Raw genomic sequence first — 26,076 nt, 5'->3', positions numbered from 1 at the left:
ACCGTACCCGGGCCCCTGCCACGGCAAGGCCCGGGTGCAAGGAAAAACCGGCGCGGACACGGGTCCGGGCCGGTTTTATCATTTGGGTCGGCGGGTCTCAGCTGCGGCGGGCGGCCGAGCCCTCTAGCGGCTCGAAACGGATCGATTCGCCGCAGCCGCAGGCTTCGGTGACGTTCGGGTTCACGAAGCGGAAGCCGCTGTCCAGCAGCCCGCTTTCATAGTCGATGACGGTGCCGAACAGGAACATCTGCGCGGTGGGCGCGATCAGCACCCGCGCGCCCCCCTGTTCCACCACCTCGTCATTGGGGGCGGCGGCCTGGGCCAGCTCCATCGTGTATTCCATACCCGCGCAGCCGCCTTTCTTCAGGCCGATGCGCAGCCCTGCCGCGCCCTTGTCGGCCATGAGCCGGGCGATCCGCGCCTCGGCGGCGGGGGTGATGCTGACGGGCGGTTTGCCGGGAATCGAGAACATCGGGGACCTTTCAGGCTGACCCTTTCGGTCGGGTAGCCCTCTACATAGTCAGCCGTTGTCCCGCACTCAAGCAGGCCGCGGGCTTGGCCGGAACGCGAAAGGGCCGCAGCGCGGGGCTGCGGCCCCTGGGGGCAGGGCGGGGGCGTGCCGGTCAGCCGCGCCCGGCCAGCTCGGCCGCGCGGGCGGCGGCGGGGCCGCGGTTCAGCACCGCATAGGCCACGGCCGCGGCGACGAAGGTCACCGGCGCCGACAGGCTGGCCAGCGCGCCGGGGGCGAAATGCAGCACCAGCCCGGCGCCCGCGCCCAGCAGCCAGGCGCCCAGCCCGGCCGGGTTCACCGCCCTTGTGTCGCGCAGGCGGAAGCTGACCCGGTCCTGTTCGGCGCCGGCGCGGCCCTCGGTCAGGATATGGACCAGCGCAATGCCGACCCAGGCCACCACGAAGATGCCCTGATAGGCCAGCGCCTGCAGGATATAGGCGAACACATCGGCCAGCATCAGCACATAGCAGATCGCGCCCACCACGCAGGCCCAGAACACCTTGGGCAGCTTCAGCCGGAACACGGTCTGGGCAAAGCTCTCCATGTTGACGGCGGCGAGGTAGTAGTTGGCGGTATTGATCCGCGTCTGGCTGATCCAGACGAAGCCCAGCCCCGCCAGCCCCATCAGCTGGATCAGCGCCAGCACCACCGACACCTCGGTCACCCCGCCCTCGGTGGGCAGGCTGGCGGCAAGGAAGATGCCGACCAGCCCGTTGAGCAGGAACGCCACCAGATAGAAGGGGGCGCCGAAGTTGATCCGCGCGTGATAGTCCGCGTCCTCGGGGCGGCCGAAGCGGGCATAGTCATAGGTGAACATCATCAGGATCCAGACGCCCATGAAGGCGACGAAGCAATCCCACCAGCCGCCGGGCCTGGCGCCGCCCTCGGGGCCGAGGTTCAGCCAGGCATCCGAATAGCCGTATTCGGCCACCGCCAGCACCACCGCGGCCAGAAGCCCGATCAGGTAGAAGGGCAGCAGCACTCCGTTGAGCTTGTCCAGCCAGTTCTGGATCGAGCCGAAGATCAGCGCCACCGAATAGACCACCACGATCAGCGCCGCCAGCGGATAGCCGATCCCGGCATAGCTTTGCAGCGCCAGTGCGATGACCGAGCCCTCGAACACCGCGTAATAGATCGCGGTGGCAAAGAAGATCAGCGTGGCGATGGCCGCGCCGGTGCGCCCCAGCAGGATGCGCGAGAACAGCGACACCGACAGCCCGGTGCGGATCGCGTGGCGCACCAGCACCGCGTTGACCGCCGCATAGGCCGCGACCGACAGCACCAGCCCGATGATCGCGTTGACCGAGCCATAGGCCAGCGCCAGCGTCGCCGAGACCACCAGATAGAACATCGCCGAACAGACCGACCACCAGGCCATGGTCAGCGGCATCCGCCTCATGCGCTGGTCGGGCGGCACGGGGCGGTCGGAAAACTCAAGCTCGAGCGCCTCGTCGGGGGCGGCATCGGCGGGTGTGGACATTGTGGTTTCCTCCCTGAAAACAGACACATGCCGGGACAGCGCGGCCGGGCCGCACGGCCGGGTGCAGCACCCGCAACACGGGCGCGCCGGCAGCACGCAGGCCGCTGTGGTTCGATCTGTCGGTGATGCGCCCGCGATCTCCTCTTCGCGGCCGCCGCTCTCTCCCGGCTTCGGTGACGGGCATGGTGGGCAGGCGGGGCGGGGTCCGTCTTGCGCTTGCGCGTGCGATTTCTTGTCGCTGGGCGAAAGCCGGGGGGAAATGCGGGGCCGGTCCGGGCGACGCGGCCGGACGGGGGTTTCACACCCCCATGCCCCCGTGGGATATTTCTACAAGGAAGAACGAGCAGGGGACCGCGGCGCCACGAGGCGATCGGGCGGAAAGGCCGCGTGCTGCGGGCTCAGCCCGCGCTGCGGACGCGGCGGCGCCAGTCGGAGGGCGTCATCCCGAACTGCGCCTTGAACAGCCGCGAGAACTGCGCCTGGTCGGAAAACCCGTAGCGATAGGCGATCTCGGCCAGCGCCAGCCCCTGCGAGGCCGCGATCTCGTTGCGGGCCACGATCAGCCGCTCTTCGCGGATGAACTGCGCCACGGTCTTGTCGGTATCGCCGAACAGCTCGTGCAGGTAGCGTTTCGAGATCCCGCACTGCCCGGCCACGAACTCGGGCGACAGCGCCGGGTTGGACAGGTTCTGGCGGATCACCCGCTCGGCCCGGCGCAGATGGCCGGCGCGCACCGCCGACATCGCGCCCGCATCCTCGGGGCCGGAACGCTCGTCCAGCGCCAGCGCCAGCACCTCGACGATCTGGCGGCCCAGCACATTGGCGGCGTGGGATTCGGCCGCCGACAGCGCCTGCAGATGGCCCATCATGCTGACCAGCAGCGCCGACAGCCCGCTGCGCGCGTCGATCGCCTGCGCGCAGAACCGGTCCGGGTCGCGCAGCCGTTCCAGCAGCATCGGCCGCGAGACCTTGAGCACGCAGAGCTCGTTGGGCTGGGTGTAGGAAAACCGATAGGGCTCGTCCCCGCGTTCGAGAATCAGCCCGCCGGGGGCGCAGCGCACCTCGCGCCCCATCTGCGAGAAATCCACCGGCCCGCGCCGCGGCACGGTGACCAGATATTCCTCGGGGTTGTTGTGGGCGATGTCACGGGCGTGGCGCTCGTATTGCATCGGCGCGGTGGCCAGCCGCGACAGCGAGACCTGGCCCATCTGCCGCCGTTCCAGCTCGCCTGAGAAACCGCCCGGGTCGCGGTAGGTCAGCTGCAGGGGAAAATAGGTGTCCGCGATCACGCGGCTCCATTCCGCGGCGCGCTGCGCCGCCGCGGTCGACGCGGTGCTGTAGACTGCAATCTCCATGCGCCTTCCTCCTCGAAGCGCGTGACCGGCGTCGCGGCCTCCTCCTGACCGCACTGTGCCGGGCAGTCTAGCGCCGCGGGGGCCTGCGGTGCAACAAATCCCGGCGGCGACTGCACGCAGCGGCAAATCCTGATGCGCCCTGCGACAAGTCCCGCGGCGGCAGTTCCCGGATCGGCAAGAAAACACTCGCTGCGCTGCAAGAAATCGGGGTTTTCCCCGGTCAGTCTGGGCCGATGCCGGGCGGCTGCCCGCGGGGGCGCAAGCCCCGCCGCGCCGCCCACCCATCTGGGGAGGAGCCCAAGGACATGACAGGACGCAATGTTGACCCGATCACGCTTTCCGTGGTCCGCGGAGTGCTGGAGACCACCCAGCGCGAGATGACGCTGACGCTGGAACAGACCGCGCGCAGCTCGGTCTTCAACCTGGCGCATGATTATTCGACGGCGCTGTTCAACCACACGCCGGAAATGATCCTGCAGGGGCAGGACATCCCGATCCACCTAGGCTCGCTGATCCCGGCGATGAAGTCGGTGGCCGGGTTCTTCGAGGGCGACATCCACGAAGGCGACCTGATCCTGCACAACGACCCCGCCTATGGCGGCAGCCACATCATCGACACCTGCATGTACATGCCGGTGTTCTACGAAGGCGAGCTGGTGTTCTGGACGGTCTGCAAGGGCCATCTGACCGACATCGGCGGCCCGGTGCCCGCGGGCTACAACCCCAACGCCACCGAGATCTTTGCCGAAGGGCTGCGGATTCCCCCGGTCAAGATCTGGGACAAGGGCCGTCCGCGCCACGACGTGATGAACCTGCTGCTGACCAACATGCGCGCGCGGCGCGACCAGGAGGGCGACTTCAACGCCCTGATCGGCGCCTGCCAAGTCGGCGCCCGGGCGCTGATCCGCATGATGGACAAATACGGCAAGCAGGTGGTGCAGGACTGCATCGCGGAACTGCTGGACATGGCCGAGGCGCATATGCGCAAGCTGATCGCCGAGGTGCCGGACGGCACCTATTCCGGCACCGCCATTCTCGAGGATGCCGGCCACGGCTTCGGCGATTTCGAGATCACCGCCACGGTGACCATCACCGGCGACAACTGCCATATCGCGGTGAACTCGCCGCCGCAGGTGCCGTATTTCATCAACAGCTACGAAGGCAACAGCCACTCGGGCGTCTACCTGGGGCTGATGATGTTCGCGCAGCTGCCGCCCCCCTATAACGAGGGGCTCTATCGCTGCGTCAGCACCGACATGGGCCCCAAGGGCACGCTGTGCAACGCGAAATCCCCCGCGCCGCACATGAACTGCACCACCACGCCGATGGAGACGCTGACCGACGCGGTGCGGCTGGCGTTCGAGCAGGCGGCACCCGCCAAGGTCTCGGCCAGCTGGGGCCATGCCAACGGCTGCAACATCGCCGGCTGGGACAAGCGCCATGACGAGGAATACGTCACCATGGTGCTGGCCTCGATCATCTCGGGGGCGGGGGCCACGGCTTCCGGCGACGGCTGGCACGCCTGCGGGCCGGAATGCTGCTTCGGCGCGCTGACCTCGGGCGACATCGAGATGCTGGAGCATTCCTATCCGATCATCATCCACCGCTATTCGCTGATGGAGGATTCGGGCGGCGCCGGGCGCAACCGCGGCGGCTCCGGCACCTGCTGGGAGGTCGAGCCGATGGACGGTCCGATGACGCTGATCACCTTTGGCGAGGGGCGGCGGATCCCGGCGATGGGCGCGGCGGGCGCGAAATCCACCATGGTCGCGACCAAGGTCGGCCGGCTCGAGGTGACCCGCGGCGGCGAAACGAAAGTCATCACCGAAAACGTCATCGAGACTATCCACCCCGGCGAACGCGCCGCCAACAAGAACCCCGGCGGCGGCGGCTACGGCAACCCGTTCGAGCGCGAGATCGCCCGCGTGGTCGAGGATGTGCGCAACGGGCTGGTCAGCCTGGAAGGCGCGCGGCTGGATTACGGCGTGGTGATCGCCGACCGCGACACGCTGGCGGTCGACGAGGCCGCGACCGCAAGGCTGCGCGCCGCCGCCGCCTGATCTTCGTCTTCTGTCCCGAAATATCCTCGGGGGGAGGCCGCAGGCCGTGGGGGGCGGAAAGCCCCCCGCCGACCGCGCCGCACGCGATGCCGGCCCAAGCCTGCCCGGCGCCCCCCCACACCCGAAAGGATCGACCCATGCAGAACCAGTATCGTCTCGGCATCGACGCCGGCGGCACCTTCACCGACTTCATCCTGGCCGACCGCAAGGGGGGCGTGCGCATCTTCAAGGCGCTCTCCACCCCCGGTAACCCGACCGAGGCTATCCGCAACGGCCTGGCCACCATCCAGGAGGAAACCGGGCTGGCCCCGGAAACCATCGTCTCGAATGCCGATCTGTGCATCAACGGCACCACCGTCGGGCTGAACGCGCTGATCACCCACACCGGCGCCAAGACCGGGCTGATCGCCACGCTGGGCCACGAGGACAGCATCGAGATCCGCCTGGGCCACAAAGAGGACGGCTATCGCTACGACCCGGACTATCCCCCGGCCACCATGCTGGTGCCGCGCTACCTGCGCCGCGGCATCGCCGGGCGGGTGCTGTCGGACGGCAGCGTCCACACGCCCCTGGACGAGGAGGCGGTGCGCGATGCCTGCCGGCATTTCCTGCGCGAGGGCGTCGAATCGGTGGCGATCTCGTTCGTCTGGTCGGTGCTGCACCCCGAACATGAACGCCGCGCCGCCGAGATCGTGCGCGAGATGATGCCCGATGTGCATCTGACCGTCGGCAGCGATCTCTATCCGCAGGTGCGCGAATACACCCGCACCTCGACCGCGATCGTCAACGCCTATCTGGCCCCGATCCTGCAGCGCTATGTCCGGGCGGTGGACGGGTATTTCCAGTCGCTGGGCGCCCGGCACCCGGTGCGCTACTTCCAGTCGAACGGCGGGCTGGCGCTGGGCCGCACCGTCACCGAACAGTCGGTCTATGCGATCAACTCGGGTCCCGCCTCGGCGCCGCAGGCGGCGCTGTGGCTGGGCGAGCCCTGGGGGATGCGCGACATCATCACCGTGGACATGGGCGGCACCAGCTTCGACATCACCCTGACCCGCGACGGCCGCGCCAACGTCTCCAAGAACATCGACTTCCTGCGCTATCGCATCGGCATCCCGATGATCCAGGTGGAAACCCTGGGCGCGGGCGGCGGCTCGATCGGCTGGATCGATTCGATGGGGCTGATGCAGATGGGGCCGCAGTCGGCGGGCTCGGAACCCGGCCCGGCCTGCTACGGCAAGGGCGGCACCATGCCGACCACCACCGACGCCAACCTGGTGCTGGGCTATCTGAACCCGCAGGGGCTGGTCGGCGGGCGGCTGCCGCTGGACGTGGAAAAGGCGCGCGACGCGATCCGCCTCCATCTGGCCGAGCCGCTGGGGATCAGCGTCGAAAAGGCCGCCTACGGCATGTTCACCATCGTCAACAACAACATGGTGAACGGGATCCGGCGGGTCTCGGTCGAGCGCGGCTATGACCCGCGCGACTTCGTGCTGAACTGCGCGGGCGGCGCCACCGGCGCCCATATCACCGCGCTGGCGCGCGAGATGGGCATCCGCAAGGTGCTGGTGTCCAAGCTCGCCTCGGGGCTGTGTGCCTTTGGCCAGATCATCTCGGACGTGAAATACAACTACATGGCGCCGGCCCCGATCCGGCTGGAAGGAGCCGAGGCGGCGGCGCGGCTGGATGCGCTGTTCGCCGGGCTCGAGGCGCGCGGGCGCGAGGACCTGGCCGGCGACGGCTTTGCCGAGGACCGCGTCAGCATCGGGCGCAGCCTCGACATGCGCTATGTCGGGCAGGTCCATGAATGCACGGTGAACGTCGCGCCCTTCGAGATCACCGAGGCCTCGCTCGACCGGCTCAAGGCCGCCTTCCACGCCCGCCACGAAGAGCTTTACACCTATTCCGAGCCGAACAGCGCCGTCGAGGTGGTCAACGTCGAAAGTGCGATCACCGGCGGGGTGGACAAGCCCGGCCGGATGGAGCTGCCCGCCGGGCAGGGCGCGCGCGGGGCGCTGATCGGGACGCGGGCGATGATCTTCGACGCCTCGGGGATCCCGCACGACACCCCGGTCTATGACGGCGACCTTCTGGGCGCGGGCGACCGCATTTCCGGCCCGGCGGTGATCCAGGAGGTGACCACCACCATCATCATCGAACCCGGCTGGAGCGGCGAGCTGGACGCCTCGGGCGTCTATGTCCTGACCATGGGCACCGCCACCGCCGCCACCACTGCCGCCGAACGCGAGGCCGAGATGGCCTGAACGGGGCATCGCCGGACCGGGGCTCTGCCCCGGACCCCGGGATATTTAGGTGATGAAGAAAAGCGGGCCGGTCGGACCAGTAGAAGCAAGAAGGGCCGCCCCAAGGGCGGCCCTTTCATCGTTCAGGTGCGGGGCGATCAGGCCAGCGAGCTGTCGATGCCCTTGCAGGCCTCGACCAGGCCCTTCACCGCGTCGATGGATTTCTGCATCATCGCCTGTTCGTCGGCGTTCAGCTCGATGTCGATGATCTTTTCGATGCCGCCGGCGCCGATCACGGTCGGCACGCCGACATACATCCCGTTCAGCCCATAGGCGCCGTCCACATAGGCCGCGCAGGGCAGGACCCGCTTCTGGTCCTTCAGGTAGGCCTCGGCCATCTCGATGGCGCTGGTCGCGGGCGCATAGAAGGCGCTGCCGGTCTTCAGCAGGCCGACGATCTCGGCGCCGCCGTCGCGGGTGCGCTGCACGATGGCGTCCAGCTTGTCCTGCGTGGTCCAGCCCATCTTGACCAGATCGGGCAGCGGGATGCCGGCGACGGTGGAATAGCGCGCCAGCGGCACCATGGTGTCGCCATGCCCGCCCAGCACGAAGGCGGTGACGTCGCGCATCGACACGCCGAACTCGAGGCTCAGGAAATGCCGGAACCGCGCCGAATCGAGCACGCCGGCCATGCCGACCACCTTTTCATGCGGCAGGCCGGAAAATTCGCGCAGCGCCCAGACCATCGCGTCCAGCGGGTTGGTGATGCAGATGACGAAGGCGTTCGGCGCGTGCGCGGCAATGCCCTCGCCCACCGATTTCATCACCTTGAGGTTGATGCCCAGCAGGTCGTCGCGGCTCATCCCCGGCTTGCGCGGCACGCCGGCGGTCACGATGCACACATCGGCGCCCGCGATATCGGCATAGTCGTTGGTGCCCTTGAAGCTGCCGTCGAACCCCTCGGACGGGCCCGATTCGGCGATGTCCAGCGCCTTGCCCTGCGGCGTGCCCTCGGAGATGTCGAACAGCACGACATCCCCCAGTTCCTTGATGGCGGCGAGATGCGCCAGCGTTCCACCGATCTGACCGGCGCCGATAAGGGCGATCTTGGGACGGGCCATGGAGTTCCTCCGTTTGGCTGATGGATTTCCCGCCCGACTAGACCCTTGCCCCCGACCGCGCAAGGCGTAGGACGGGCCGTCGGGGCGGTGTTTGCGCTAAATCCGCCCGGGCGGGCGGCAACAGGCAAAAGGCGGGGCAAGGTGGAGCTGACGGGCGGGGCATGGGCGTTGCTGGCGCTGGCATCGGCGCTGGTGGGGCTGTCCAAGGGCGGGCTGTCGATGGTGTCGATGCTGGCGGTGCCGATCCTGTCGCTGGTGATGTCGCCGGTGCAGGCGGCGGCGGTGCTGCTGCCGGTATTCGTCGTATCCGACATGTTCGGGCTGATCGCCTATCGCCGCCACTGGGACCGCCGCGTGGTCGCCTGCCTGCTGCCGGGCGCGGTGGCGGGGGTGGCGCTGGGCTGGGCCACCGCCAGCCTGGTGGACGAGCGCTGGGTCGGCGGCATCGTCGGCGTGATCGGGCTGAGCTTCGCGCTGGTGACGCTGCTGCGCCGGGCGCCGGTCGAGGGGCCGCGGGGCCGGGCGGAATGGGGCAGGGGCAGCCTGTGGGGGCTGGCCGCGGGCTACACCAGCTTTGTCAGCCATTCCGGCGGGCCGCCCTATCAGGTCTATGTGCAGCCGCTGCGGCTGGGCAAGGAAAGCTATGCCGGCACCATCACGGTGTTCTTTGCGGTGGTGAATGCGGTCAAGCTGATTCCCTATGCGGCGCTGGGGCAGCTGGGCAGCGCCAATCTGGGCAAGGCGGCGGTGATGATGCCGGTCGCGGCCGCCAGCGTCGGGCTGGGGGTGTGGCTGGTGCGGGTGATCCCGCAGCGGGCCTTCTATCTGTTCATCACCTGGGCGCTGCTGGGGGTTTCGGTCATGCTGATCCGCGACGCGTTGGTCTGAACGAGTGATCCGCTGCATTGCAGCATGTTGGGGCTTGCCGTTTCTGGCGGAAACGGGCAGGCAGACGAACGATTCTTGCGCGTCCATTCGAAAGGTCCGGCCCCATGACCCGCCCCTATCGCTCGGTTCTTTATATCCCCGCCGCCAACCAGCGTGCCATGGACAAGGCGCGGACGCTGGCGGCCGATGCGATCATCTTTGACCTCGAGGACGCGGTGGCGCCGGCGGAAAAACCCGGCGCGCGCGAGCTGCTGCGCGCGGCGCTGGCGCAGGATTACGGCGGGCGGGCGCGGATCGTGCGCATCAACGGCTTCGACACCGAATGGGGGCGCGACGACGCCGCATTTGCTGCCGGTCTTGGCGACCGTGCCGACGCGGTGCTGGTCCCCAAGGTCAGCCGCCCCGAGGATCTGGATGCGGTCGCCGCCATCACCGGCGACAGGCCGCTGTGGGCGATGATGGAAACCGCGCTGGGGATGCTGAACGCTGCCGCCATCGCCGCGCATCCGCGCCTGCAGGGGATGGTCATGGGCACCAACGACCTGGCCAAGGAACTGGGCAGCCGCCACCGCCCCGACCGGCTGGGGATGCAGGCGGGGCTGGGGCTGTGCCTGCTGGCCGCGCGCGCCCATGGGCTGGTGATCGTGGACGGGGTGTTCAACGCTTTCAAGGACGAGGAGGGTTTGCGCGCCGAGTGTGAACAGGGCCGCGACATGGGTTTCGACGGCAAGACCCTGATCCACCCTGCGCAGCTCGACATCGCCAACGCCGCATTCGCCCCGACCGGGGCCGAGATCGACCTGTCGCGCCGCCAGATCGAGGCCTATGAGGCCGCCATCGCCGAGGGTAAGGCCGTGGCCGTGGTGGATGGTCGCATCGTGGAAAACCTGCACGTCGAAACCGCCCGCAAGACCCTTGCGCGCGCGGATGCGATTGCCGCGCTGGCCGGGTGATGGCAGGCTGAGCGCAGCCAGATAAGGGAGCCGCCGATGTTTCTGCTGATCGTGGGGGTCGCGCTGTGGTGGGGTGCGCATCTGTTCAAGCGGCTGGCGCCCGGAACGCGCCGGGGCCTTGGCCAGTCCGGCAAGGGCATGGTCGCGGCGGCGCTGATCCTGTCGGTGGTGCTGATGGTGATCGGCTACCGCTCGGCCGACGTGACGATGTGGTGGGCGGCGGGGCCCGCGCTCAAGGGCATCAACAATCTGCTGGTGCTGGTGGCGTTCTTCCTGTTCGCCTCGTCGGGGATCAGGAACCGCATCGGCACGCAGATGCGCCACCCGCAGCTGGTGGGGCTCTCGCTGTGGGCATTCGCGCATCTGCTGACCAACGGCGACCTGCCCTCGCTGGTGCTGTTCGGCGGGCTGCTGGCCTGGGCGCTGGTGGAAATCACCGTCATCAACCGCAGCCAGCCCGGCTGGCGCCCGCCGCCGCAGGAAACCTCGATCCGCAAGGAGGCCATCGCCGCCATCGCCGCGCTGGTGGTCTATGGTCTGGTCGCGGGCATCCATATCCTGCTGGGCGTCAACCCCTTCGGCGCCTGAGGAAAGGAACCGCCATGGCCACGATCTATCGCCTGCTGACCGAGGACGACACCTCGGCCTTCTGCCACAAGATCAGCCTGGCGCTGTCGAAGGGCTGGGCGCTGCACGGCTCGCCCAGCATCTCGTATGACGCCACGCGCGGGGTGATGCGCTGCGCACAGGCGGTGATCAAGGAAATCGACGGGGAATATCACCCCGACATGAAGCTGGGTGAGCAATGAGCAAGACCAATCCGGGCCGTTTCTTCGAGGATTACCGCGTCGGCGACGTGATCCGCCACGCCGTGCCGCGCACCGTGGCCGAGGGCGAGCGCGCGCTTTACCATGCGCTGTATCCGGCGCGGGGGGCGATCTATTCCTCGGATGATTTCGCCGCCAGCTGCGGGTTGGACGGCAGCCCGATGGACGACCTGATCGCCTTCCACACCGTCTTCGGCAAGACCGTGCCGGATGTGTCGCTGAACGCGGTGGCGAATCTTGGCTATGCCGAGGGGCGCTGGCTGAAACCGGTCTGGCCCGGTGACACGCTGCGCGCGGAATCGCAGGTGATCGGGGTCAAGCAGAACTCGAACGGCAAGTCCGGCACCGTCTATGTCCGCACCCGCGGCCTGAACCAGCAAGGCGAGGTGGTGCTGGAATATGTGCGCTGGGTGATGGTGCGCAAGCGCGACGCCGCCAGCCCCGCCCCCGAGCCGGTGGTGCCGGACCTGGCCCGCGTGGTCCCCGCCGCCGATCTGGTGGTCCCCGAGGGGCTGGATTTCAGCGACTACGACTTTGAACTGGCCGGAGAGCCGCACCGCTGGGGTGATTACGCGGTGGGCGAGATCATCGACCACGTGGACGCGGTGACCGTGGAAGAGGCCGAGCATATGCTCGCCACCCGGCTGTGGCAGAACACCGCCAAGGTGCATTTCGACGCCACCTTCCGCGAGGATGGGCGGCGGCTGATCTATGGCGGCCATGTCATCAGCCTGGCGCGCGCGCTGTCCTTCAACGGGCTGGCCAATGCGCAGATGATCGTGGCGCTGAACGGCGGCGCCCACGCGAACCCCTGTTTCGCCGGCGACACCGTGCGCGCCTGGTCCGAGGTGCTGGAGCTGGCCGAAACCGACGCCCCCGGCATCGGCGCGATCCGGCTGCGGCTGGTCGCCCACAAGGGCGCGCCCGGCGACACCACCCTGCGGGCCGAGGACGGGAAATACGCGCCGCATGTGCTGCTCGACCTCGACTACTGGGCGCTGATCCCGCGGTGAACCCGTGATCCTGCTGGCGATGGTGGTGCGGGACGAGGCTGACATCGTCGGCCTGAACCTCGAACACCATCTCGCCGCCGGGGTGGACCGGGTGGTGGTGCTGGACAACGGCTCGACCGACGGCACCGCCGATATCCTGGACCTCTATGTCCGCGCCGGGGTGGCCGAGGTCACCCGCGACGACCCCGCGGATTTCCAGCTGGCGGTGGCGCTGGACGCGCTGGTCCGCGATGCGGCCGCGCGGCTGCGGCCCGAATGGATCGCCGCCCCCGATGCCGACGAGTTCCTGGTCGCGCCCGGCGGCGATCTGCGCGCGGCGCTGGCCGCGCATGGCGCGGACCGCGTGCTGCGCTGCGAACGCGACAACATGATCGGCAGTCTCGAGGCGCTGGAGGAGGCGGGCTGGCAGCAGGCGCTGGTGCATCTGTGCACGCGGGCGCTGCTGCCGCCCGGCGGCCACGCCGATCCCGCGGTGCCGCTGGCGCTGCCGTGGTTCGCCTTTCGCCTGCCGCCCAAGGTGATCTTCCGCCCGCAGGGGCTGCGGGGGCTGGCCGCCGGCAGCCACGCGGTCGCGCTGGACCCCGCCGCCGAGCCGATGCCGACCGCGATCAGGATGCGGCATTTCCCCATGCGCTCGGCGGCCGAGTTCCTGCGCTCGGTCCGTCGCTATGCCGCGATCCTGTCGCCGGACCTTCCGGGGCGGCCGCAGCCCTCGGGGAAATACCGGCGCTGGCGGGCGATGCTGGCGCAGGGCGCGCCCGAGTCGGCGGTGCTGGCCGAGGCGCTTCCCGATGCGGCTGCGCTGGCCAAGGGCTTGGCGGATGGCAGTTATCTGGCCGCGGGGGCCGGAATCGACTGGCCGCGGCTGGCGGCATCTGCTGCGTCGCGGCACGGCGGCCCGCCGCTGCGCAGCACGAAACCGCAGGTTTGTGATCACTGAGCCGGGGCTTGTGATCACGAATTGCGCTAACATGGGGCAAAGCGTCGCCGGGGTTGATCTGGACCGTGACAGCGCTCAAAGGATGGCTAGACAGACTTACGAACTCAAGCCAGCCCGCGCGCCAGCTTGGCCCGCGCTTTTTCGGACAGGAGCGCCCATGGGAGACATCCCTCGCGGAAACCGCCCGCTTTCGCCGCATCTCAGCGTCTACAGGCTGCCGATCGCTGCGATCACATCCATCATGACCCGGATCACCGGGCAGGCGCTGGTCGCCGGGCTGCTGCTGGTGGTCTGGTGGCTGGTCGCCGCCGCGACCGGGCCGCGCGCCTTTGCCACCGCCGACTGGGTGCTGCGCAGCTGGATCGGCTATCTGGTGCTGCTCGGCTCGGTCTGGGCGCTGTGGTACCACTTCCTCGCCGGGATCCGGCATTTCTTCTATGACGCGCGGCTGCTGATGACCAAGCCCGAGGCGCGGCAGGCCAGCTGGGTGCTGATCTGGGGCTCGGTCGGGCTGACGCTGCTGACCCTGCTGCTGTTCGTGATCTGAGAGGGGAAGACACATGCGCTACATCACCCCCCGCAAGGCCGCCAAGGGACTGGGCGCCGCCGGTCCGGGCGCCTCGACCGCCCATCACTGGGGCATGACCGTCAGCTCGGCCGCGCTGCTGATCCTGACCCCGGCCTTCATCCTTGTGGTCGCCTCGGCCATCGGCCTGCCGCATGACGCGGTGGTGGCCTATTTCAGCCGCCCTTATCCGGCCATCGTCACCGCGCTGTTCCTGGTGGTGGGGATGCACCACTATATCAACGGCACCCGCATCATGATCGACGACTATCTCGATCATGCCGAGCGCAAGGTCGCCATCATCCTGTCGCATCTTTTCGGCTGGGCCGTCATCGCCGCGGTCGTCTATGCGCTGGCGCGCATGATGCTGTCGCCGGCCGCCGTCGTCGTCGTTTCCTGAGGGTCCCATGTCCGCATACGAATACCAGACGCATGATTACGACGTGGTGGTGGTCGGCGCCGGCGGCGCGGGCCTGCGCGCGACGCTGGGCATGGCCGAGCAGGGGTTCAAGACCGCCTGCGTGACCAAGGTCTTCCCGACCCGCAGCCACACCGTCGCGGCACAGGGCGGCATCGCCGCCAGCCTGTCCAACATGGGCCCCGACAACTGGCAGTGGCACATGTACGACACCGTCAAGGGCTCGGACTGGCTGGGCGACACCGACGCCATGGAATACCTGGCGCGCGAGGCCCCCAAGGCGGTTTACGAGCTGGAACACTACGGCGTGCCGTTTTCGCGCACCGAAGAGGGCAAGATCTACCAGCGCCCCTTCGGCGGCCACACCACCGAGTTCGGCGAGGGCCCGCCCGTGCAGCGCACCTGCGCCGCCGCCGACCGCACCGGCCACGCCATCCTGCACACGCTCTACGGCCAGAGCCTCAAGGAAAAGGCCGAGTTCTTCATCGAATATTTCGCCATCGACCTGGTGATCACCGACGGCGCCTGCACCGGCGTGGTCTGCTGGAAGCTGGACGACGGCACCATCCACGTCTTCAACGCGAAAATGGTGGTGCTGGCGACCGGCGGCTACGGCCGCGCCTATTTCAGCGCGACCTCGGCCCATACCTGCACCGGCGACGGCGGCGGCATGGTGGCGCGCGCAGGCCTGCCCCTGCAGGACATGGAGTTCGTGCAGTTCCACCCGACCGGCATCTACGGCTCGGGCTGCCTGATCACCGAGGGCGCGCGCGGCGAGGGCGGCTACCTGACCAACTCGGAAGGCGAGCGGTTCATGGAACGCTACGCCCCGACCTACAAGGACCTGGCGTCCCGCGACGTGGTTTCCCGCTGCATCACCATCGAAATCCGCGAGGGCCGCGGGGTGGGCGAGCACAAGGACCACATGTTCCTGAACCTGCAGCACCTGCCGCCCGAGGCGCTGGCGGAACGGCTGCCGGGGATCTCGGAATCGGCCAAGATCTTTGCCGGGGTGGATGTCACCAAGGAACCGATCCCGATCCTGCCGACCGTCCACTACAACATGGGCGGGGTGCCGACGAACTACTGGGGCGAGGTGCTGAACCCGACGCAGGGCGAACCCGACCGGGTGTTCCCCGGGCTGATGGCGGTGGGCGAGGCCGGCTGCGCATCCGTCCACGGGGCGAACCGGCTGGGCTCGAACAGCCTGATCGACCTGGTGGTGTTCGGCCGCGCCGCGGCGATCCGCGCGGGCCAGGTGATCGACCGCAAGGCAGCGATCCCCGCGACCAACAAGGCCGAGGTCGACCGCGCGCTGGACCGTTTCGACGCGCTGCGCCACGCCAACGGCGGCACGCCGACGGCCGAGCTGCGCAACCAGATGCAGCGCACCATGCAGGCCGACGCGGCGGTGTTCCGCACCGACAGGACCCTGGCCGAGGGCGTCGAGAAGATGACCGAGATCGCCGCCAAGCTGGACGATCTGCACGTCACCGACCGCAGCCTGATCTGGAACAGCGACCTGATGGAAACGCTGGAACTGACCAACCTGATGCCCAACGCCCTGGCCACCATCGTCGCCGCCGAGGCGCGCAAGGAAAGCCGCGGCGCCCACGCGCATGAGGACTACCCTGAGCGGGATGACGCCAACTGGCGCAAGCATTCGCTTGCATGGGTGGATGGAAATGACGTCAAACTGGCCTATCGGCCCGTCCACCTCGATCCGCTGACCGCGCCGGGGGAAGGGGGGATCGATCCTGCAAAGATCGCACCGAAAGCGAGGGTCTATTGATGCGCATTTCCATTCTTCCCGCCCTGGCCGCGGCCGCCGTTCTGGCTGGCTGCGTGGCGGTTCCGCCGACCGGGCCGATGGTGACCACGCCGACGGCGCCGGTCGTGACGGCCCCGGCCCAGCCCAGCAACGCGGTGGCGCGGCAGGTGGTCAGCTCTGAAATGGCGCGCCGGCTGCCCGGCCGCAACGTCGCGCCGCTGACCGACTGCGTGATGCAGAACGCCACCATGGCCGAGCTGGCCGACATCGCGTCGCTGCAGGGCCAGTCGGGTGCCGCCGGTGCGGTCGCCGCGATCGTGTCGCGGCCCGCGACCGCGCAATGCATCCAGCGCGCGGCCGTCGCCTGATGAGCGCGCGCGCGCATCCCCTGGCGGCGCTGGCGCTGCTGGGCGCGGCGGCGGTGGCGGGCTGCGCGCAGCAGCCCGTTACCGTCGAGCAGGCCGAAAGGATCTGCCTTGCGGCTGCGTATGATGCCATTTCAGGCCCCCGCGGCAATGTCGCGGTGGGCGTGGGCGGCGGCAGGCACTGGAGCCATTCGGGCGTCGGTGTCAGCGTTTCGATGCCGATGGATCAGCTGATGCGTCGAGACCCCGCCGATGCCTTCGCCCAGTGCGTGAAGCAACGCTCGGGCCAGATGCCGACCCGCCCGCTGTACGAGCAGCCGGGCTGGAGGGGCTGAGGTGATGCCGCCCGGCGTTTTCACATCCGGCGCAATGGATCGCGCGCCCGTCGCCGTTGGCGCCAAGCTGTCCGCGCGGGTTGTGGCCGGTGCAATGTGCCACGGGCTTTTGCCGGTGTGCGGAGACTGCCGATGAAGGACGGGCAGGCACCCGTGGCGGCCGAAAAGGATCGCCCCGTCGCGGTCCCGGGCACTTATCTGTTCACGGCCGTTCGGAACGAGGCGCCTTTCCTGATCGAATGGATCGCCTATCACAAGGTGATCGGGTTCGAGAATATCATCGTCGCGGCCAATCCCTCGACGGATGGAACAGATGAATTGCTGGCTGCATTGGCCGAGGCGGGGGAAATCGTATTTGTCCCTCATGATCCGCCAGAGGGGGTCGGCCCGCAGCGAAATGCCGCCAAGCTGGCGAACGAGCGACAGCTGATCCCCGACGGGGCTTGGGCGAGTTGGCTGGATGCGGACGAGTTTTTGAACGTAAAATGTGGCAATGGCCGGCTGGAAGCGCTGATTGACGAGATTGGCCGTCGCGTCTGCATTCTTGTCCCTTGGCGCATTTTCGGTGACGGGGGGAACAAGACGTTTCAAGGCCGTCATCTGACGGAAAGCTTCATCCTGGCATCCGCAGATGACTTTCCCCATAATCGTGAGGTAAAGTCTTTCTTCCGAAAGGGAAACGGGATTGTCGGGCTTTCCATTCGCGGCATAAATCGCCCATTGCTTACGGGCGATTCCGGTCTGAGAAACGATTCGGTCATGACCGGGTCAGGGGCGGTGTTGAGTAATTCCGAAATCAACAATCGCTGGCTCTCGGGCCGGGATTTCGCAAAAACGCGGCGGATTGACGAATCCGAGCATGGTTACTCCATTGCTCAAATCAATCATTACAGTATCAGGACCGCCGAACATTATCTGCTGAAGCGGATGCGCGGGCGCGGATACGAAGGTCACTCTGAAGGAGAGGCCAATACGCGGCACACTGCCGAGACCTATCATGAATACAACCGCAACGAATGCGAGGATCGCAGCATCCTGCGCTGGGAGGCTCAGACCGGGCGCGAAATGGACCGGATGCTGGCAATTCCCGCGGTCAGGCAGGCTTACGATCAAGCCATGGACAAAGTGCGGGCTGAAATCGCCCGGCTACCGGCCGAAAAGCTGGCCGAATTGCGCACCCTGCCGGCACGGCCGGCAAAAGCCCGGCCCGCAGCCTATCCGGAAACAAGGCCCCCTGTCGCTGGCGCAGAAACCAGCTTCAAGCTGACCCTGCCCGAGGACGCCGCCGCAGCCCTGCGCGCAGCCTGCGCGGGCGCTCGGGTGGTGCTGGAATACGGCAGCGGCGGCTCGACCTTTCTGGCGCTGGAGGCGGGCGTGGGGTTCGTGGCCAGCGTGGAAAGCGATGCGCAATGGGCCGCCGACATCGGCGCGGCGCTGTCGGCGCGGTTTGCGGACGAGCGCTTCCTGGTCCACCATGCCGACATCGGTCCGACGAAAGCCTGGGGCCAGCCCGCCGACCGCAGCGGGTTCCGGCGCTATCCGCTGTACGCCACCGAGATCTGGGACCACCCGCGCTTCCGCCACCCCGACGTGGTGCTGATCGACGGGCGCTTCCGTGTCGCCTGTTTCCTGACCACCATGATCCGCTGCACCCGGCCGGTGACGGTGCTGTTCGACGATTACATCGACCGCGAGTCGTATCACTGGATCGAGGAGCTGGTGCCGGTCGACTCCATGGCCGGGCGGATGGCGCGGTTCACGGTGACCCCGCGCGCGCTGCCCCCCGCATACCTGACGCGGTTCGCCGCCGCATTCACCGATCCGCGTTGAGATCCAGCCAAGTTGAGGGCTGACGCCCCGAAAGGATAGCCAGATGGTCCAGCTTACCCTTCCTCAGAACAGCCGTATCCGGGTCGGCAAGACCTGGCCGAAGCCGCAGGGTGCCACCAAGCTGCGCCGGTTCAACATCTATCGCTGGGACCCCGACACCGGCGAGAACCCGCGGCTGGACACCTATTGGATCGACGAGGCCAAATGCGGCCCGATGGTCCTGGACGCGCTGATCAAGATCAAGACCGAAATCGACCCGACGCTGACCTTCCGCCGCTCGTGCCGCGAGGGGATCTGCGGGTCCTGCGCGATGAACATCGACGGCGGCAACCACCTGGCCTGCATCTACGGCATGGACGAGGTGTCGGGCGACGTAAACATCTATCCGCTGCCGCATATGCCGGTGGTCAAGGACCTGATCCCGGACCTGACGCATTTCTACGCCCAGCACGCCGCGGTGCACCCCTATCTGATCACCGAGACGCCGACCCCGAACGAGGAATGGCGCCAGTCGATCGAGGACCGCAAGAAGCTGGACGGGCTCTATGAGTGCATCCTCTGCGCCTGCTGCTCGACCGCCTGCCCGTCCTACTGGTGGAACGCCGACCGCTACATGGGGCCGGCGGCCCTGCTGCACGCCTATCGCTGGATCGTCGATTCGCGCGACGAGGCCACCGGCGAGCGGCTGGACGAGCTCGAGGACCCGTTCAAGGTCTATCGCTGCCACGCGATCATGAACTGCACCAACACCTGCCCCAAGGGTCTGAACCCCGCCAAGGCCATCGCCGAGATCAAGCATCTGATGGTCGACCGGATGGTGTGATCGCAATTTGTGATCACGACTGTGCCACAGTGACGCAGGCCGCCCCACGGGCGGCCTGTTTCGTCGGCAAACAAGGGCATTTTACGCGAATTTGACCGCAGTGACCCGGCGTCACCCCCATGGCGGATGCTGCGCTGCGGCATTAGATATCGGGTCGGGAGGACACTCATCCTTCTCAAGGTGATGGAAAATGACTCGCAAAGAACTGTCGCAGGCTGAACGTCCGCAAGGGCTGATGGCGGACCTGGATTTCGTGACCCGCCCGGTGCAGCGGCTGCCGAACCGGCGCGCGCTGGCGGTGCTGGACCAGATGTACGCCTATCACGATGTCGAACAGCCGGTGGGCGCGGCCGAAACCGCCTATGACGCGGCTGCCTGAGGCTGCAGCCGACATGATCCGGGCCTGACGCCCGGACGAACGGATGAAACCGGGGCCGGGAGACCGGCCCTTTTTCATTCCGGGGCCTCGGCCACCCCCTCGGTCTCTGCGGCCAGCCCCAGCTCGGCGGCCAGGAACCGCTCGAAATCGTCCAGATCCAGCGGGTCGACCTGCCCGAAGCTGCGCATCCACACGGCGGCGGCGCGCATCCCCTCGGGGTCGAGCTTGCACCAGATGATCCGCCCGCGGCGTTCCTGCCGGATCAGCCCCGCCCCCGCCAGCGTCGCCAGATGCTTCGAGATCGCCGCCAGGCTGATCCCGAAGGGCGCGGCCACGTCGGTCACCGCCATGTCGTCTTCCAGCAGCATCGACAGGATCGCCCGCCGCGTCGGGTCGGCAAGCGCGGCGAAGATCCGATCGAGATCGCGGTCGGCGGGCATGGGACCTTGGGGAAAGAGGGCAGGGGACATGGCCCTGAATCGCAGGCCTCAGGGCAATGTTCAACCGGCAGGTTGAATAAGCCCGCAGCCCCATGCGCCCCGAAATCCGTCCCCGGAGACGGGCACGGTTAGCGGTAAACTCAGCATTATCAAGGCGCTGTCCGCCGGATTGCCACGGTTGACTCAGCCGCGGCCAGTGCCTATCAGCACCGCAACGCATGAGGGCGGAACATGCAGCAGGACGGCGACGACAGCGGCCAGCAGGCCCGTGACGCCGAAAGGCTGCGGGCGCTGGAGGAACGCCTGGCCAAGGCCGGGCGCGATGACAGGCTTGCTCCGCCCGGCATGGACAAATTCGCCCACGCCAACCAGGCGTGGAGGATGGTGATCGAGCTGGTGGCGGGGCTGGGCGTCGGATTTGGCATCGGCTACGGGCTGGACCTCGCCCTGGGCACCACTCCGGTGCTGATGGTGCTGTTCATCTTCCTCGGCTTCGCGGCCGGCATAAAGACGATGTTGCGGACAGCCGCCGAGATGGGCGGCCCGCCGGTGCAGGCCAAACCGGGCGACGATCCGGCAAAGGACGAGAGGGACTGATCGTGGCGACAGAAGACAGCACGGGCCTGGTGTTCCACCCGATGGACCAGTTCATCGTCCGTCCGCTTTTCGGCGACGGTCCGGTCCACTGGTACACCCCCACCAACGTGACGCTGTGGCTGGCGCTGGCGGTGCTGGCGGTGTGGCTGCTGTTCGTGGTGGGCACCTCGGGGCGGGCACTGATCCCGTCGCGCATCCAGTCGATGGCGGAACTGACCTACGGCATGGTCCACAAGATGATCGAGGACGTGTCGGGGAAAGAGGGGCTGCGCTACTTCCCCTATATCTTCACGCTGTTCTGCTTCATCCTGTTCGCGAACATGCTGGGGCTGCTGCCCAAGTCCTTTACCACCACCTCGCATATCGCCGTGACCGGCGTGCTGGCGCTGCTGGTGTTCCTGGGCGTCACCATCCTGGGCTTTGTCCGTAACGGCGCGCATTTCCTGGGGCTGTTCTGGGTGCATTCGGCGCCGCTGGCGCTGCGGCCGGTGCTGGCCGTGATCGAGGTGATTTCCTACTTCGTCCGCCCCGTCAGCCACTCCATCCGTCTTGCCGGCAACCTGCTGGCCGGCCACGCTGTGATCAAGGTGTTCGCCGCCTTTGCCGCCATCACGGTGATCGCGCCGGTCTCGATCCTGGCCATCATCGGCATGTTCGCGTTCGAGATCATGGTCGCCGTGATCCAGGCCTATGTCTTCACCATCCTGACCTGCGTGTACCTGAAAGACGCGCTGCACCCGGCCCACTGACGCCGGCAGGACCAGAATTTCCACCGTTTCCAAGCCTCAAGGAGCATATCATGGAAAACGTCGCGACCTACGCCGAGCTGGGCAAGTATCTGGGTGCCGGTCTGGCCTGCATCGGCATGGCGGGCGCCGCCATGGGGGTGGGCAACGTCGCCGGCAACTACCTGTCGGGCGCGCTGCGCAACCCCTCGGCCGCCGCGTCGCAGACCGCGATGCTGTTCATCGGCATGGCCTTTGCCGAAGCTCTGGGCATCTTCTCGTTCCTCGTCGCGCTGCTGCTGCTGTTCGCGGCCTGATCCCGACGCCACTCCTTGCTTTTGGGTGGGGCCCTTCGCGCCCCGCCCGATTGCCAACCGCAGGCCAGGGATAGGATATGTTCAGCCTTTTGCAGCAGACCGCCCCAGCCGCGGTCGATCAGACCATCATCGTGGTACCCGCCGACCCGGCCGCTGGCGTGGTCGTGGCGGAAACCGAAACGGTCGTTGCCGCCGGCCATGCCGCCGCGGATGCGGCCGGCTCTGCGGTGGGAATGCCGCAGCTCGATTTCTCGACCTTCGGCAACCAGATCTTCTGGCTGGTGGTGGCGCTGGCCGCCATCTACCTGATCCTGTCGCGGGTCGCTCTGCCCCGGATCGGCCGCATTCTGGGCGACCGGCAGGGGCTGATGACCGCCGACCTGGCCGCAGCCGAGGACTTCAAGCGCAAGGCCCGCGAGGCCGAGGCCGCCTATGACCGCGCCCTGGCCGAAGCCCGGGCCGAGGCCGGCAAGATCGTCGCCGCCAACAAGGCCGAGATCGACGCCGAGCTGAAGGTCGCCATCGCCAAGGCCGACGCCGAGATCGCCGCCCGCGCCGCCGAATCGGAACGCCGCATCGCCGAGATCCGCGAATCCGCCGCCACCGACGCCCGCAACGTCGCCCGCGAGGTCGCGGCCGAGCTGGTCTCGACCTTCGGCGGCCGGCCGGACACCGCGGCCGTCGACGCCGCCGTGGACAGCCGCATCAAGGGAGCCGTGCAATGATCGCCCGTCTGACCGCCGTCGCCGCCGTGCTGGCCGCATCGCCGGCGCTGGCCGCCTCGGGTCCGTTCTTCTCGCTGCGCAACACCGACTTCATCGTCACCCTGGCCTTCCTGGGGTTCATCGGCATCCTGCTGTATTTCCGCATCCCCGCGGCGATCGGCAAGCTGCTGGACAAGCGCGCCGAGGCGATCAAGGCCGACATCGCCGAGGCCCGCCGCCTGCGCGACGAAGCCCAGGACATCTATGCCAGCTATGAGCGCCGGCAGCGCGAGGTCCGCAGCCAGGCCGACGAGATCGTCGCCAACGCAAGGCGCGAGGCCATGGCCCAGGCGGAAAAGGCCAAGCTCGACCTGCAGAAGTCGATCGAGCGCCGGCTGGCCGCCGCGCAGGACCAGATCGCCGCGGCCGAGGGCGATGCCGTCCGCGCCGTCCGCGACCGCGCCGTGCAGGTGGCCATGTCCGCCGCGACCGAGCTGCTGGGCGCGCAGATGGATGCAGGCGCGCGCAGCGCCGGGATCGACCGCGCCATTGACGACGTGGCCCGGCATCTGAACTGAGCCCGCTGGCCGGACATCCGACAGCCGAATGAAAAATCCCCGGTGGCGACACCGGGGATTTCCTTTTCATGCTCTGCTGTCAGCGGGTGGGGCGGATGATGATCTCGACCCGGCGGTTCTGCGCGCGCCCCGCGGCGGTGTCGTTCGAGGCGATGGGCTGGCTCATCCCCATGCCGGCGATGGCGATGCGGTTGGACGAGACCCCGCCCGCGGTCAGCACATTGGCCACCGAACGGGCCCGGCGCTGCGACAGGTCGACGTTATAGGCGGCAGTGCCGGTCGAATCGGTGTGACCGATCACCTGGATGGTCGAGTTCGGATATTGCTGCAGGTTGCGCGCCACCGCATAGAGGTCGTTTTGCGCCGGGCCCGAAATCGCCGCGCTGTCAAAGCCGAACAGCACGCTTTCCGGCAGGGTCACGTTCACGGTCTGCCCGGTGTTGGTCACCCGCACGCCGGGGGTGGTCATCTGGCTTTGCAGCGACCGCGCCTGCGCATCCAGTACTGCGCCCACGCCTGCGCCGGCGAGCCCGCCCAGGATCGCACCCCGCGCGACGTCGCGGCCGCGGTCGTTGCCGTCCTTGTCGCGCACCGCGCCATAGATCGCGCCGGCGGCCGCGCCGGTCAGCGCGCCGGTCTGGGTGCGGCTGGCCGGCTGGCCGTAGCCATAGGGGTCGGTGGCGCAGGCGCTCAGCGCGGTCGCCCCCAGCACGGCGACGATAAGGGAAACTCGGCGGTTCATCTGTTCTGTCCTTTCACAAGCCAACCGGCGGCAGGGTGTCCCATACCTCCTGATCCATCCGGTGCCGAACGGTGCAAGCCTTGCAGAAGTTCCGACCCATCGCCATGGGAACTCACTGAAACCCTGTCACAAATCCTCGATTGCGCCGTGGGCTTGCGCCCCGGCGCCGGCGCGGGCATCACCGGGGCATGGCCAGAGAAGCTTCGCCCAAGGCGCCCGCCCGCAAGCCCCGCCCCGCTGCCGCGACGCCGCCGGCGCGGGTGGGGCCGCCGCTCGACTATGGGCAGCAGGTGGCGATCTTCTCGATCCTGGCGGCGGCGAACCCCCGGCCCACGACCGAGCTGCAGTATCGCGACGCCTTCACCCTGCTGGTGGCGGTGGCGCTGTCGGCGCAGGCGACCGACGTGGGCGTGAACAAGGCCACGCCCGCGCTGTTCGACGCTGCCCCCACGCCGCAGGCCATGCTGGAGCTGGGGGGCGAGGGCGTGACCGAGCATATCAAGACCATCGGCCTGTTCCGGCAAAAGGCCCGCAACCTGATCGCCATGTCGCAGCGGTTGGTCGAGGTCTATGACGGCAAGGTGCCCTCGTCCCGCACGGCGCTGATGACCCTGCCCGGGGTGGGGCGCAAGACCGCCAATGTGGTGCTGAATACGATCTGGCGGGTGCCGGCGCAGGCGGTGGACACGCATATCTTCCGCGTCGGCAACCGCACCCGCATCGCCCCCGGCCGCTCCGAGGCCGAGGTCGAGCGCGCGATCGAGGACAACGTGCCCGCCGAGTTCCAGCAGGACGCGCATCACTGGCTGATCCTGCACGGCCGCTATATCTGCCAGGCCCGCCGCCCGCGCTGCCCGATCTGCCCGATCCGCGAGCTCTGCCCCTATGAGCCCAAGACCACCGATCCGGTATGATTTCCGCGGCTTGCCCTTGGCCGCCGCAAGCGGTTTAAGCGCGCCGACAGTGATCTGAGGGGCAGCCATGGCATATCGGGTGATCGGCATCGGCAATGCGGTGATGGACGTGATCGCGCCGATCACCGACGCGCAGCTTGAGCAGCTGGGCATCGCCCGCGGGGTGATGGCACTGGTCGAGCGTGACCGCTCGGACCAGCTGACCGCGGCGGCCTCGGGGGCGCGGCTGGTGCCGGGCGGCTCGGTCGCCAACACCATGGCCGGGCTGGGGCGGCTGGGGCTGTCCACCGCCTGCATCGGCCGTGTCGCCGATGACGATCTGGGCCGCGCCTATGTCCGGCAGACGGTGGCCGAAGGCAGCGATTTCGTGAACCCGCCGGTGGCGGGGGCGGGGCTGCCGACCTCCCGCTCGGTGATCTTCGTGACGCCGGATGGCGAGCGTTCGATGAACACCTGGCTGGGGATCTCGGCGGAACTCGACGAAAGCGACGTGGACGAGGCGCTGTTCAGCGAAGGCTGCTGGCTGTTCCTGGAAGGCTATCTGTTCGACAAGGACAAGGGTAAGGCGGCGTTCCACAAGGCGGCGCTGGCGGCACGGGCGGCCGGCGGGCAGGCCGGCATCGCGTTGAGCGACCCGTTCTGCGTCGACCGCCACCGCGAGGATTTCCGCCGGCTGGTCGCCGGGCCGATGGATTACGTGATCGGCAACGTGCACGAATGGCTTGCGCTCTATCAGGTCGCGGATCTGGACGAGGCGCTGCGGCTGGCCGCCGCCGATTGCGGCACGGTGATCTGCACCCGCTCGGGCGAGGACGCGATCCTGATCCGCGGGGATGAGCGGGTGACCGCGCCGGTCCATGCGGTCACCCCGGTCGATGCTACCGGCGCCGGCGACCAGTTCGCCGCCGGGCTGATCTACGGGCTGGCCACCGGCCGCCCGCTGGCGGTCGCCGGCCGCATGGGCTGCATTGCCGCCGCCGAGGTGATCTCTCACGTCGGCGCTCGGCCCGAAGCGGATGTGCTGGCGCTGTTCCGGGCCGAGGGGCTGGTCTGACTACTGCCCGCTGAAAATCGGGGGGCAGCGCCTGACCGCTCTGCCGGAGCCTCCGGCGGGGATATTTGCATGATGAAGATGGACAGGGTCGCACTCTCCCGGAATCGAACGGAAATCCGTCGCCCGCTCCT

29 protein-coding genes are annotated in these 26,076 nt (G+C 68.1%); 23 read left to right on the top strand and 6 right to left on the bottom strand.

The genetic code is table 11. The features are described 5' to 3' along the window. Positions 1-97 precede the first annotated feature (97 nt). The 3 genes from BUB57_RS00400 to BUB57_RS00390 form a co-directional block, all read right to left on the bottom strand. Positions 98-472 (bottom strand): HesB/IscA family protein, encoded by a 375-nt coding sequence (locus BUB57_RS00400; protein ID WP_073060267.1) that lies wholly within the window; start codon positions 470-472, stop codon positions 98-100. Between the two features lie 151 nt (positions 473-623). Beyond that, on the bottom strand, positions 624-1,991 hold the full coding sequence (locus tag BUB57_RS00395) for a purine-cytosine permease family protein (protein WP_073060263.1): 1,368 nt from the start codon (positions 1,989-1,991) through the stop codon (positions 624-626). A 398-nt stretch (positions 1,992-2,389) separates the two neighbouring features. Next, positions 2,390-3,346, bottom strand: coding sequence for an AraC-like ligand-binding domain-containing protein (locus BUB57_RS00390; protein ID WP_073060260.1), 957 nt, complete (start codon positions 3,344-3,346; stop codon positions 2,390-2,392). 305 nt (positions 3,347-3,651) lie between these two features. Here BUB57_RS00390 and capB point away from each other — a divergent pair, with 305 nt between their 5' ends. Beyond that, entirely contained in the window at positions 3,652-5,406 is a 1,755-nt protein-coding gene (gene capB, locus BUB57_RS00385) for a caprolactamase subunit beta (RefSeq protein WP_073060257.1), read from the top strand. A 137-nt stretch (positions 5,407-5,543) separates the two neighbouring features. Further along, on the top strand, positions 5,544-7,667 hold the full coding sequence (gene capA / locus BUB57_RS00380; protein ID WP_073060254.1) for a caprolactamase subunit alpha: 2,124 nt from the start codon (positions 5,544-5,546) through the stop codon (positions 7,665-7,667). A gap of 137 nt (positions 7,668-7,804) precedes the next feature. Here the strand turns inward: capA and mdh are convergent, their stop codons facing one another. Further along, on the bottom strand, positions 7,805-8,767 hold the full coding sequence (mdh, locus tag BUB57_RS00375; RefSeq protein ID WP_073060249.1) for a malate dehydrogenase: 963 nt from the start codon (positions 8,765-8,767) through the stop codon (positions 7,805-7,807). 141 nt (positions 8,768-8,908) lie between these two features. Between mdh and BUB57_RS00370 the strand changes: the two genes are divergently transcribed. The 14 genes from BUB57_RS00370 to BUB57_RS00305 all read left to right on the top strand — a co-directional run bounded on the left by BUB57_RS00370 (position 8,909) and on the right by BUB57_RS00305 (position 19,874). Beyond that, positions 8,909-9,655, top strand: a complete 747-nt coding sequence (locus BUB57_RS00370) for a sulfite exporter TauE/SafE family protein (RefSeq protein WP_327082956.1) — start codon at positions 8,909-8,911, stop codon at positions 9,653-9,655. A 104-nt stretch (positions 9,656-9,759) separates the two neighbouring features. Next, complete coding sequence (locus tag BUB57_RS00365) at positions 9,760-10,608, top strand: HpcH/HpaI aldolase/citrate lyase family protein (protein ID WP_073060245.1); 849 nt, start codon at positions 9,760-9,762, stop codon at positions 10,606-10,608. A gap of 36 nt (positions 10,609-10,644) precedes the next feature. Further along, positions 10,645-11,196: an NnrU family protein gene (locus BUB57_RS00360; protein WP_073060240.1), complete on the top strand. Its 552-nt coding sequence runs from the start codon at positions 10,645-10,647 to the stop codon at positions 11,194-11,196. 14 nt (positions 11,197-11,210) lie between these two features. Then, complete coding sequence (locus BUB57_RS00355) at positions 11,211-11,417, top strand: DUF1737 domain-containing protein (protein WP_073060236.1); 207 nt, start codon at positions 11,211-11,213, stop codon at positions 11,415-11,417. Next, the gene (locus BUB57_RS00350) at positions 11,414-12,448 is read left to right on the top strand and encodes a MaoC family dehydratase (protein WP_073060229.1); all 1,035 of its coding nucleotides are present in this window, start codon (positions 11,414-11,416) and stop codon (positions 12,446-12,448) included. Before BUB57_RS00355 ends, BUB57_RS00350 begins: the two co-directional genes overlap by 4 nt. 4 nt (positions 12,449-12,452) lie before the next feature. Further along, positions 12,453-13,388, top strand: a complete 936-nt coding sequence (locus tag BUB57_RS00345) for a glycosyltransferase family 2 protein (RefSeq protein WP_073060226.1) — start codon at positions 12,453-12,455, stop codon at positions 13,386-13,388. A gap of 157 nt (positions 13,389-13,545) precedes the next feature. Continuing rightward, complete coding sequence (gene sdhC / locus BUB57_RS00340) at positions 13,546-13,935, top strand: succinate dehydrogenase, cytochrome b556 subunit (RefSeq protein WP_073060223.1); 390 nt, start codon at positions 13,546-13,548, stop codon at positions 13,933-13,935. A gap of 13 nt (positions 13,936-13,948) precedes the next feature. Then, positions 13,949-14,353 carry a succinate dehydrogenase, hydrophobic membrane anchor protein gene (locus BUB57_RS00335; RefSeq protein ID WP_073060220.1) on the top strand — a complete coding sequence of 135 codons (405 nt, stop codon included), beginning with the start codon at positions 13,949-13,951 and terminating at the stop codon, positions 14,351-14,353. Between the two features lie 7 nt (positions 14,354-14,360). After that, entirely contained in the window at positions 14,361-16,163 is a 1,803-nt protein-coding gene (sdhA, locus tag BUB57_RS00330; RefSeq protein WP_073060217.1) for a succinate dehydrogenase flavoprotein subunit, read from the top strand. Beyond that, positions 16,163-16,510 carry a hypothetical protein gene (locus BUB57_RS00325; protein ID WP_073060214.1) on the top strand — a complete coding sequence of 116 codons (348 nt, stop codon included), beginning with the start codon at positions 16,163-16,165 and terminating at the stop codon, positions 16,508-16,510. The genes sdhA and BUB57_RS00325 overlap by 1 nt, the downstream gene beginning before the upstream one ends. Next, entirely contained in the window at positions 16,510-16,842 is a 333-nt protein-coding gene (locus BUB57_RS00320; RefSeq protein ID WP_084731887.1) for a hypothetical protein, read from the top strand. The genes BUB57_RS00325 and BUB57_RS00320 overlap by 1 nt, the downstream gene beginning before the upstream one ends. A gap of 132 nt (positions 16,843-16,974) precedes the next feature. Further along, positions 16,975-18,672 carry a glycosyltransferase family 2 protein gene (locus tag BUB57_RS00315; protein ID WP_084731886.1) on the top strand — a complete coding sequence of 566 codons (1,698 nt, stop codon included), beginning with the start codon at positions 16,975-16,977 and terminating at the stop codon, positions 18,670-18,672. A gap of 43 nt (positions 18,673-18,715) precedes the next feature. Further along, entirely contained in the window at positions 18,716-19,495 is a 780-nt protein-coding gene (locus BUB57_RS00310; protein WP_073060211.1) for a succinate dehydrogenase iron-sulfur subunit, read from the top strand. Positions 19,496-19,685: 190 nt separating this feature from the next. Beyond that, positions 19,686-19,874, top strand: coding sequence for a hypothetical protein (locus tag BUB57_RS00305; RefSeq protein WP_073060207.1), 189 nt, complete (start codon positions 19,686-19,688; stop codon positions 19,872-19,874). A 74-nt stretch (positions 19,875-19,948) separates the two neighbouring features. Here BUB57_RS00305 and BUB57_RS00300 read toward each other — a convergent pair whose 3' ends face one another. Further along, positions 19,949-20,314 carry an ArsR/SmtB family transcription factor gene (locus tag BUB57_RS00300; RefSeq protein WP_073060204.1) on the bottom strand — a complete coding sequence of 122 codons (366 nt, stop codon included), beginning with the start codon at positions 20,312-20,314 and terminating at the stop codon, positions 19,949-19,951. A gap of 231 nt (positions 20,315-20,545) precedes the next feature. Here BUB57_RS00300 and BUB57_RS00295 point away from each other — a divergent pair, with 231 nt between their 5' ends. From BUB57_RS00295 to BUB57_RS00275, 5 genes are all read left to right on the top strand, one after another. After that, positions 20,546-20,911, top strand: a complete 366-nt coding sequence (locus BUB57_RS00295) for an AtpZ/AtpI family protein (RefSeq protein ID WP_073060201.1) — start codon at positions 20,546-20,548, stop codon at positions 20,909-20,911. A gap of 41 nt (positions 20,912-20,952) precedes the next feature. Continuing rightward, positions 20,953-21,660 (top strand): F0F1 ATP synthase subunit A, encoded by a 708-nt coding sequence (locus BUB57_RS00290; RefSeq protein WP_084731932.1) that lies wholly within the window; start codon positions 20,953-20,955, stop codon positions 21,658-21,660. 50 nt (positions 21,661-21,710) lie between these two features. Further along, entirely contained in the window at positions 21,711-21,953 is a 243-nt protein-coding gene (locus tag BUB57_RS00285) for a F0F1 ATP synthase subunit C (protein ID WP_073060195.1), read from the top strand. 233 nt (positions 21,954-22,186) lie between these two features. After that, positions 22,187-22,678 carry a F0F1 ATP synthase subunit B' gene (locus tag BUB57_RS00280; RefSeq protein WP_234951961.1) on the top strand — a complete coding sequence of 164 codons (492 nt, stop codon included), beginning with the start codon at positions 22,187-22,189 and terminating at the stop codon, positions 22,676-22,678. Next, the gene (locus BUB57_RS00275; RefSeq protein WP_073060192.1) at positions 22,675-23,235 is read left to right on the top strand and encodes a F0F1 ATP synthase subunit B; all 561 of its coding nucleotides are present in this window, start codon (positions 22,675-22,677) and stop codon (positions 23,233-23,235) included. Before BUB57_RS00280 ends, BUB57_RS00275 begins: the two co-directional genes overlap by 4 nt. Before the next feature lie 79 nt (positions 23,236-23,314). Here BUB57_RS00275 and BUB57_RS00270 read toward each other — a convergent pair whose 3' ends face one another. Then, positions 23,315-23,977, bottom strand: a complete 663-nt coding sequence (locus tag BUB57_RS00270; protein WP_073060189.1) for a YiaD family glycine zipper/OmpA-like lipoprotein — start codon at positions 23,975-23,977, stop codon at positions 23,315-23,317. A 260-nt stretch (positions 23,978-24,237) separates the two neighbouring features. Here BUB57_RS00270 and nth point away from each other — a divergent pair, with 260 nt between their 5' ends. Next, a complete protein-coding gene (nth, locus tag BUB57_RS00265) occupies positions 24,238-24,891 on the top strand; it encodes an endonuclease III (RefSeq protein ID WP_073061927.1) in 654 nt (217 codons plus the stop codon). Between the two features lie 67 nt (positions 24,892-24,958). Next, the gene (locus BUB57_RS00260) at positions 24,959-25,945 is read left to right on the top strand and encodes an adenosine kinase (protein WP_073060186.1); all 987 of its coding nucleotides are present in this window, start codon (positions 24,959-24,961) and stop codon (positions 25,943-25,945) included. Positions 25,946-26,076: the final 131 nt, after the last annotated feature.

Origin of the sequence: Paracoccus solventivorans, assembly GCF_900142875.1 — a bacterium.
Taxonomy (GTDB): domain Bacteria; phylum Pseudomonadota; class Alphaproteobacteria; order Rhodobacterales; family Rhodobacteraceae; genus Paracoccus; species Paracoccus solventivorans.
The sequence above is the reverse complement of the archived record's forward strand: the minus strand, read 5'-3'. Positions and strand labels throughout refer to the sequence as shown.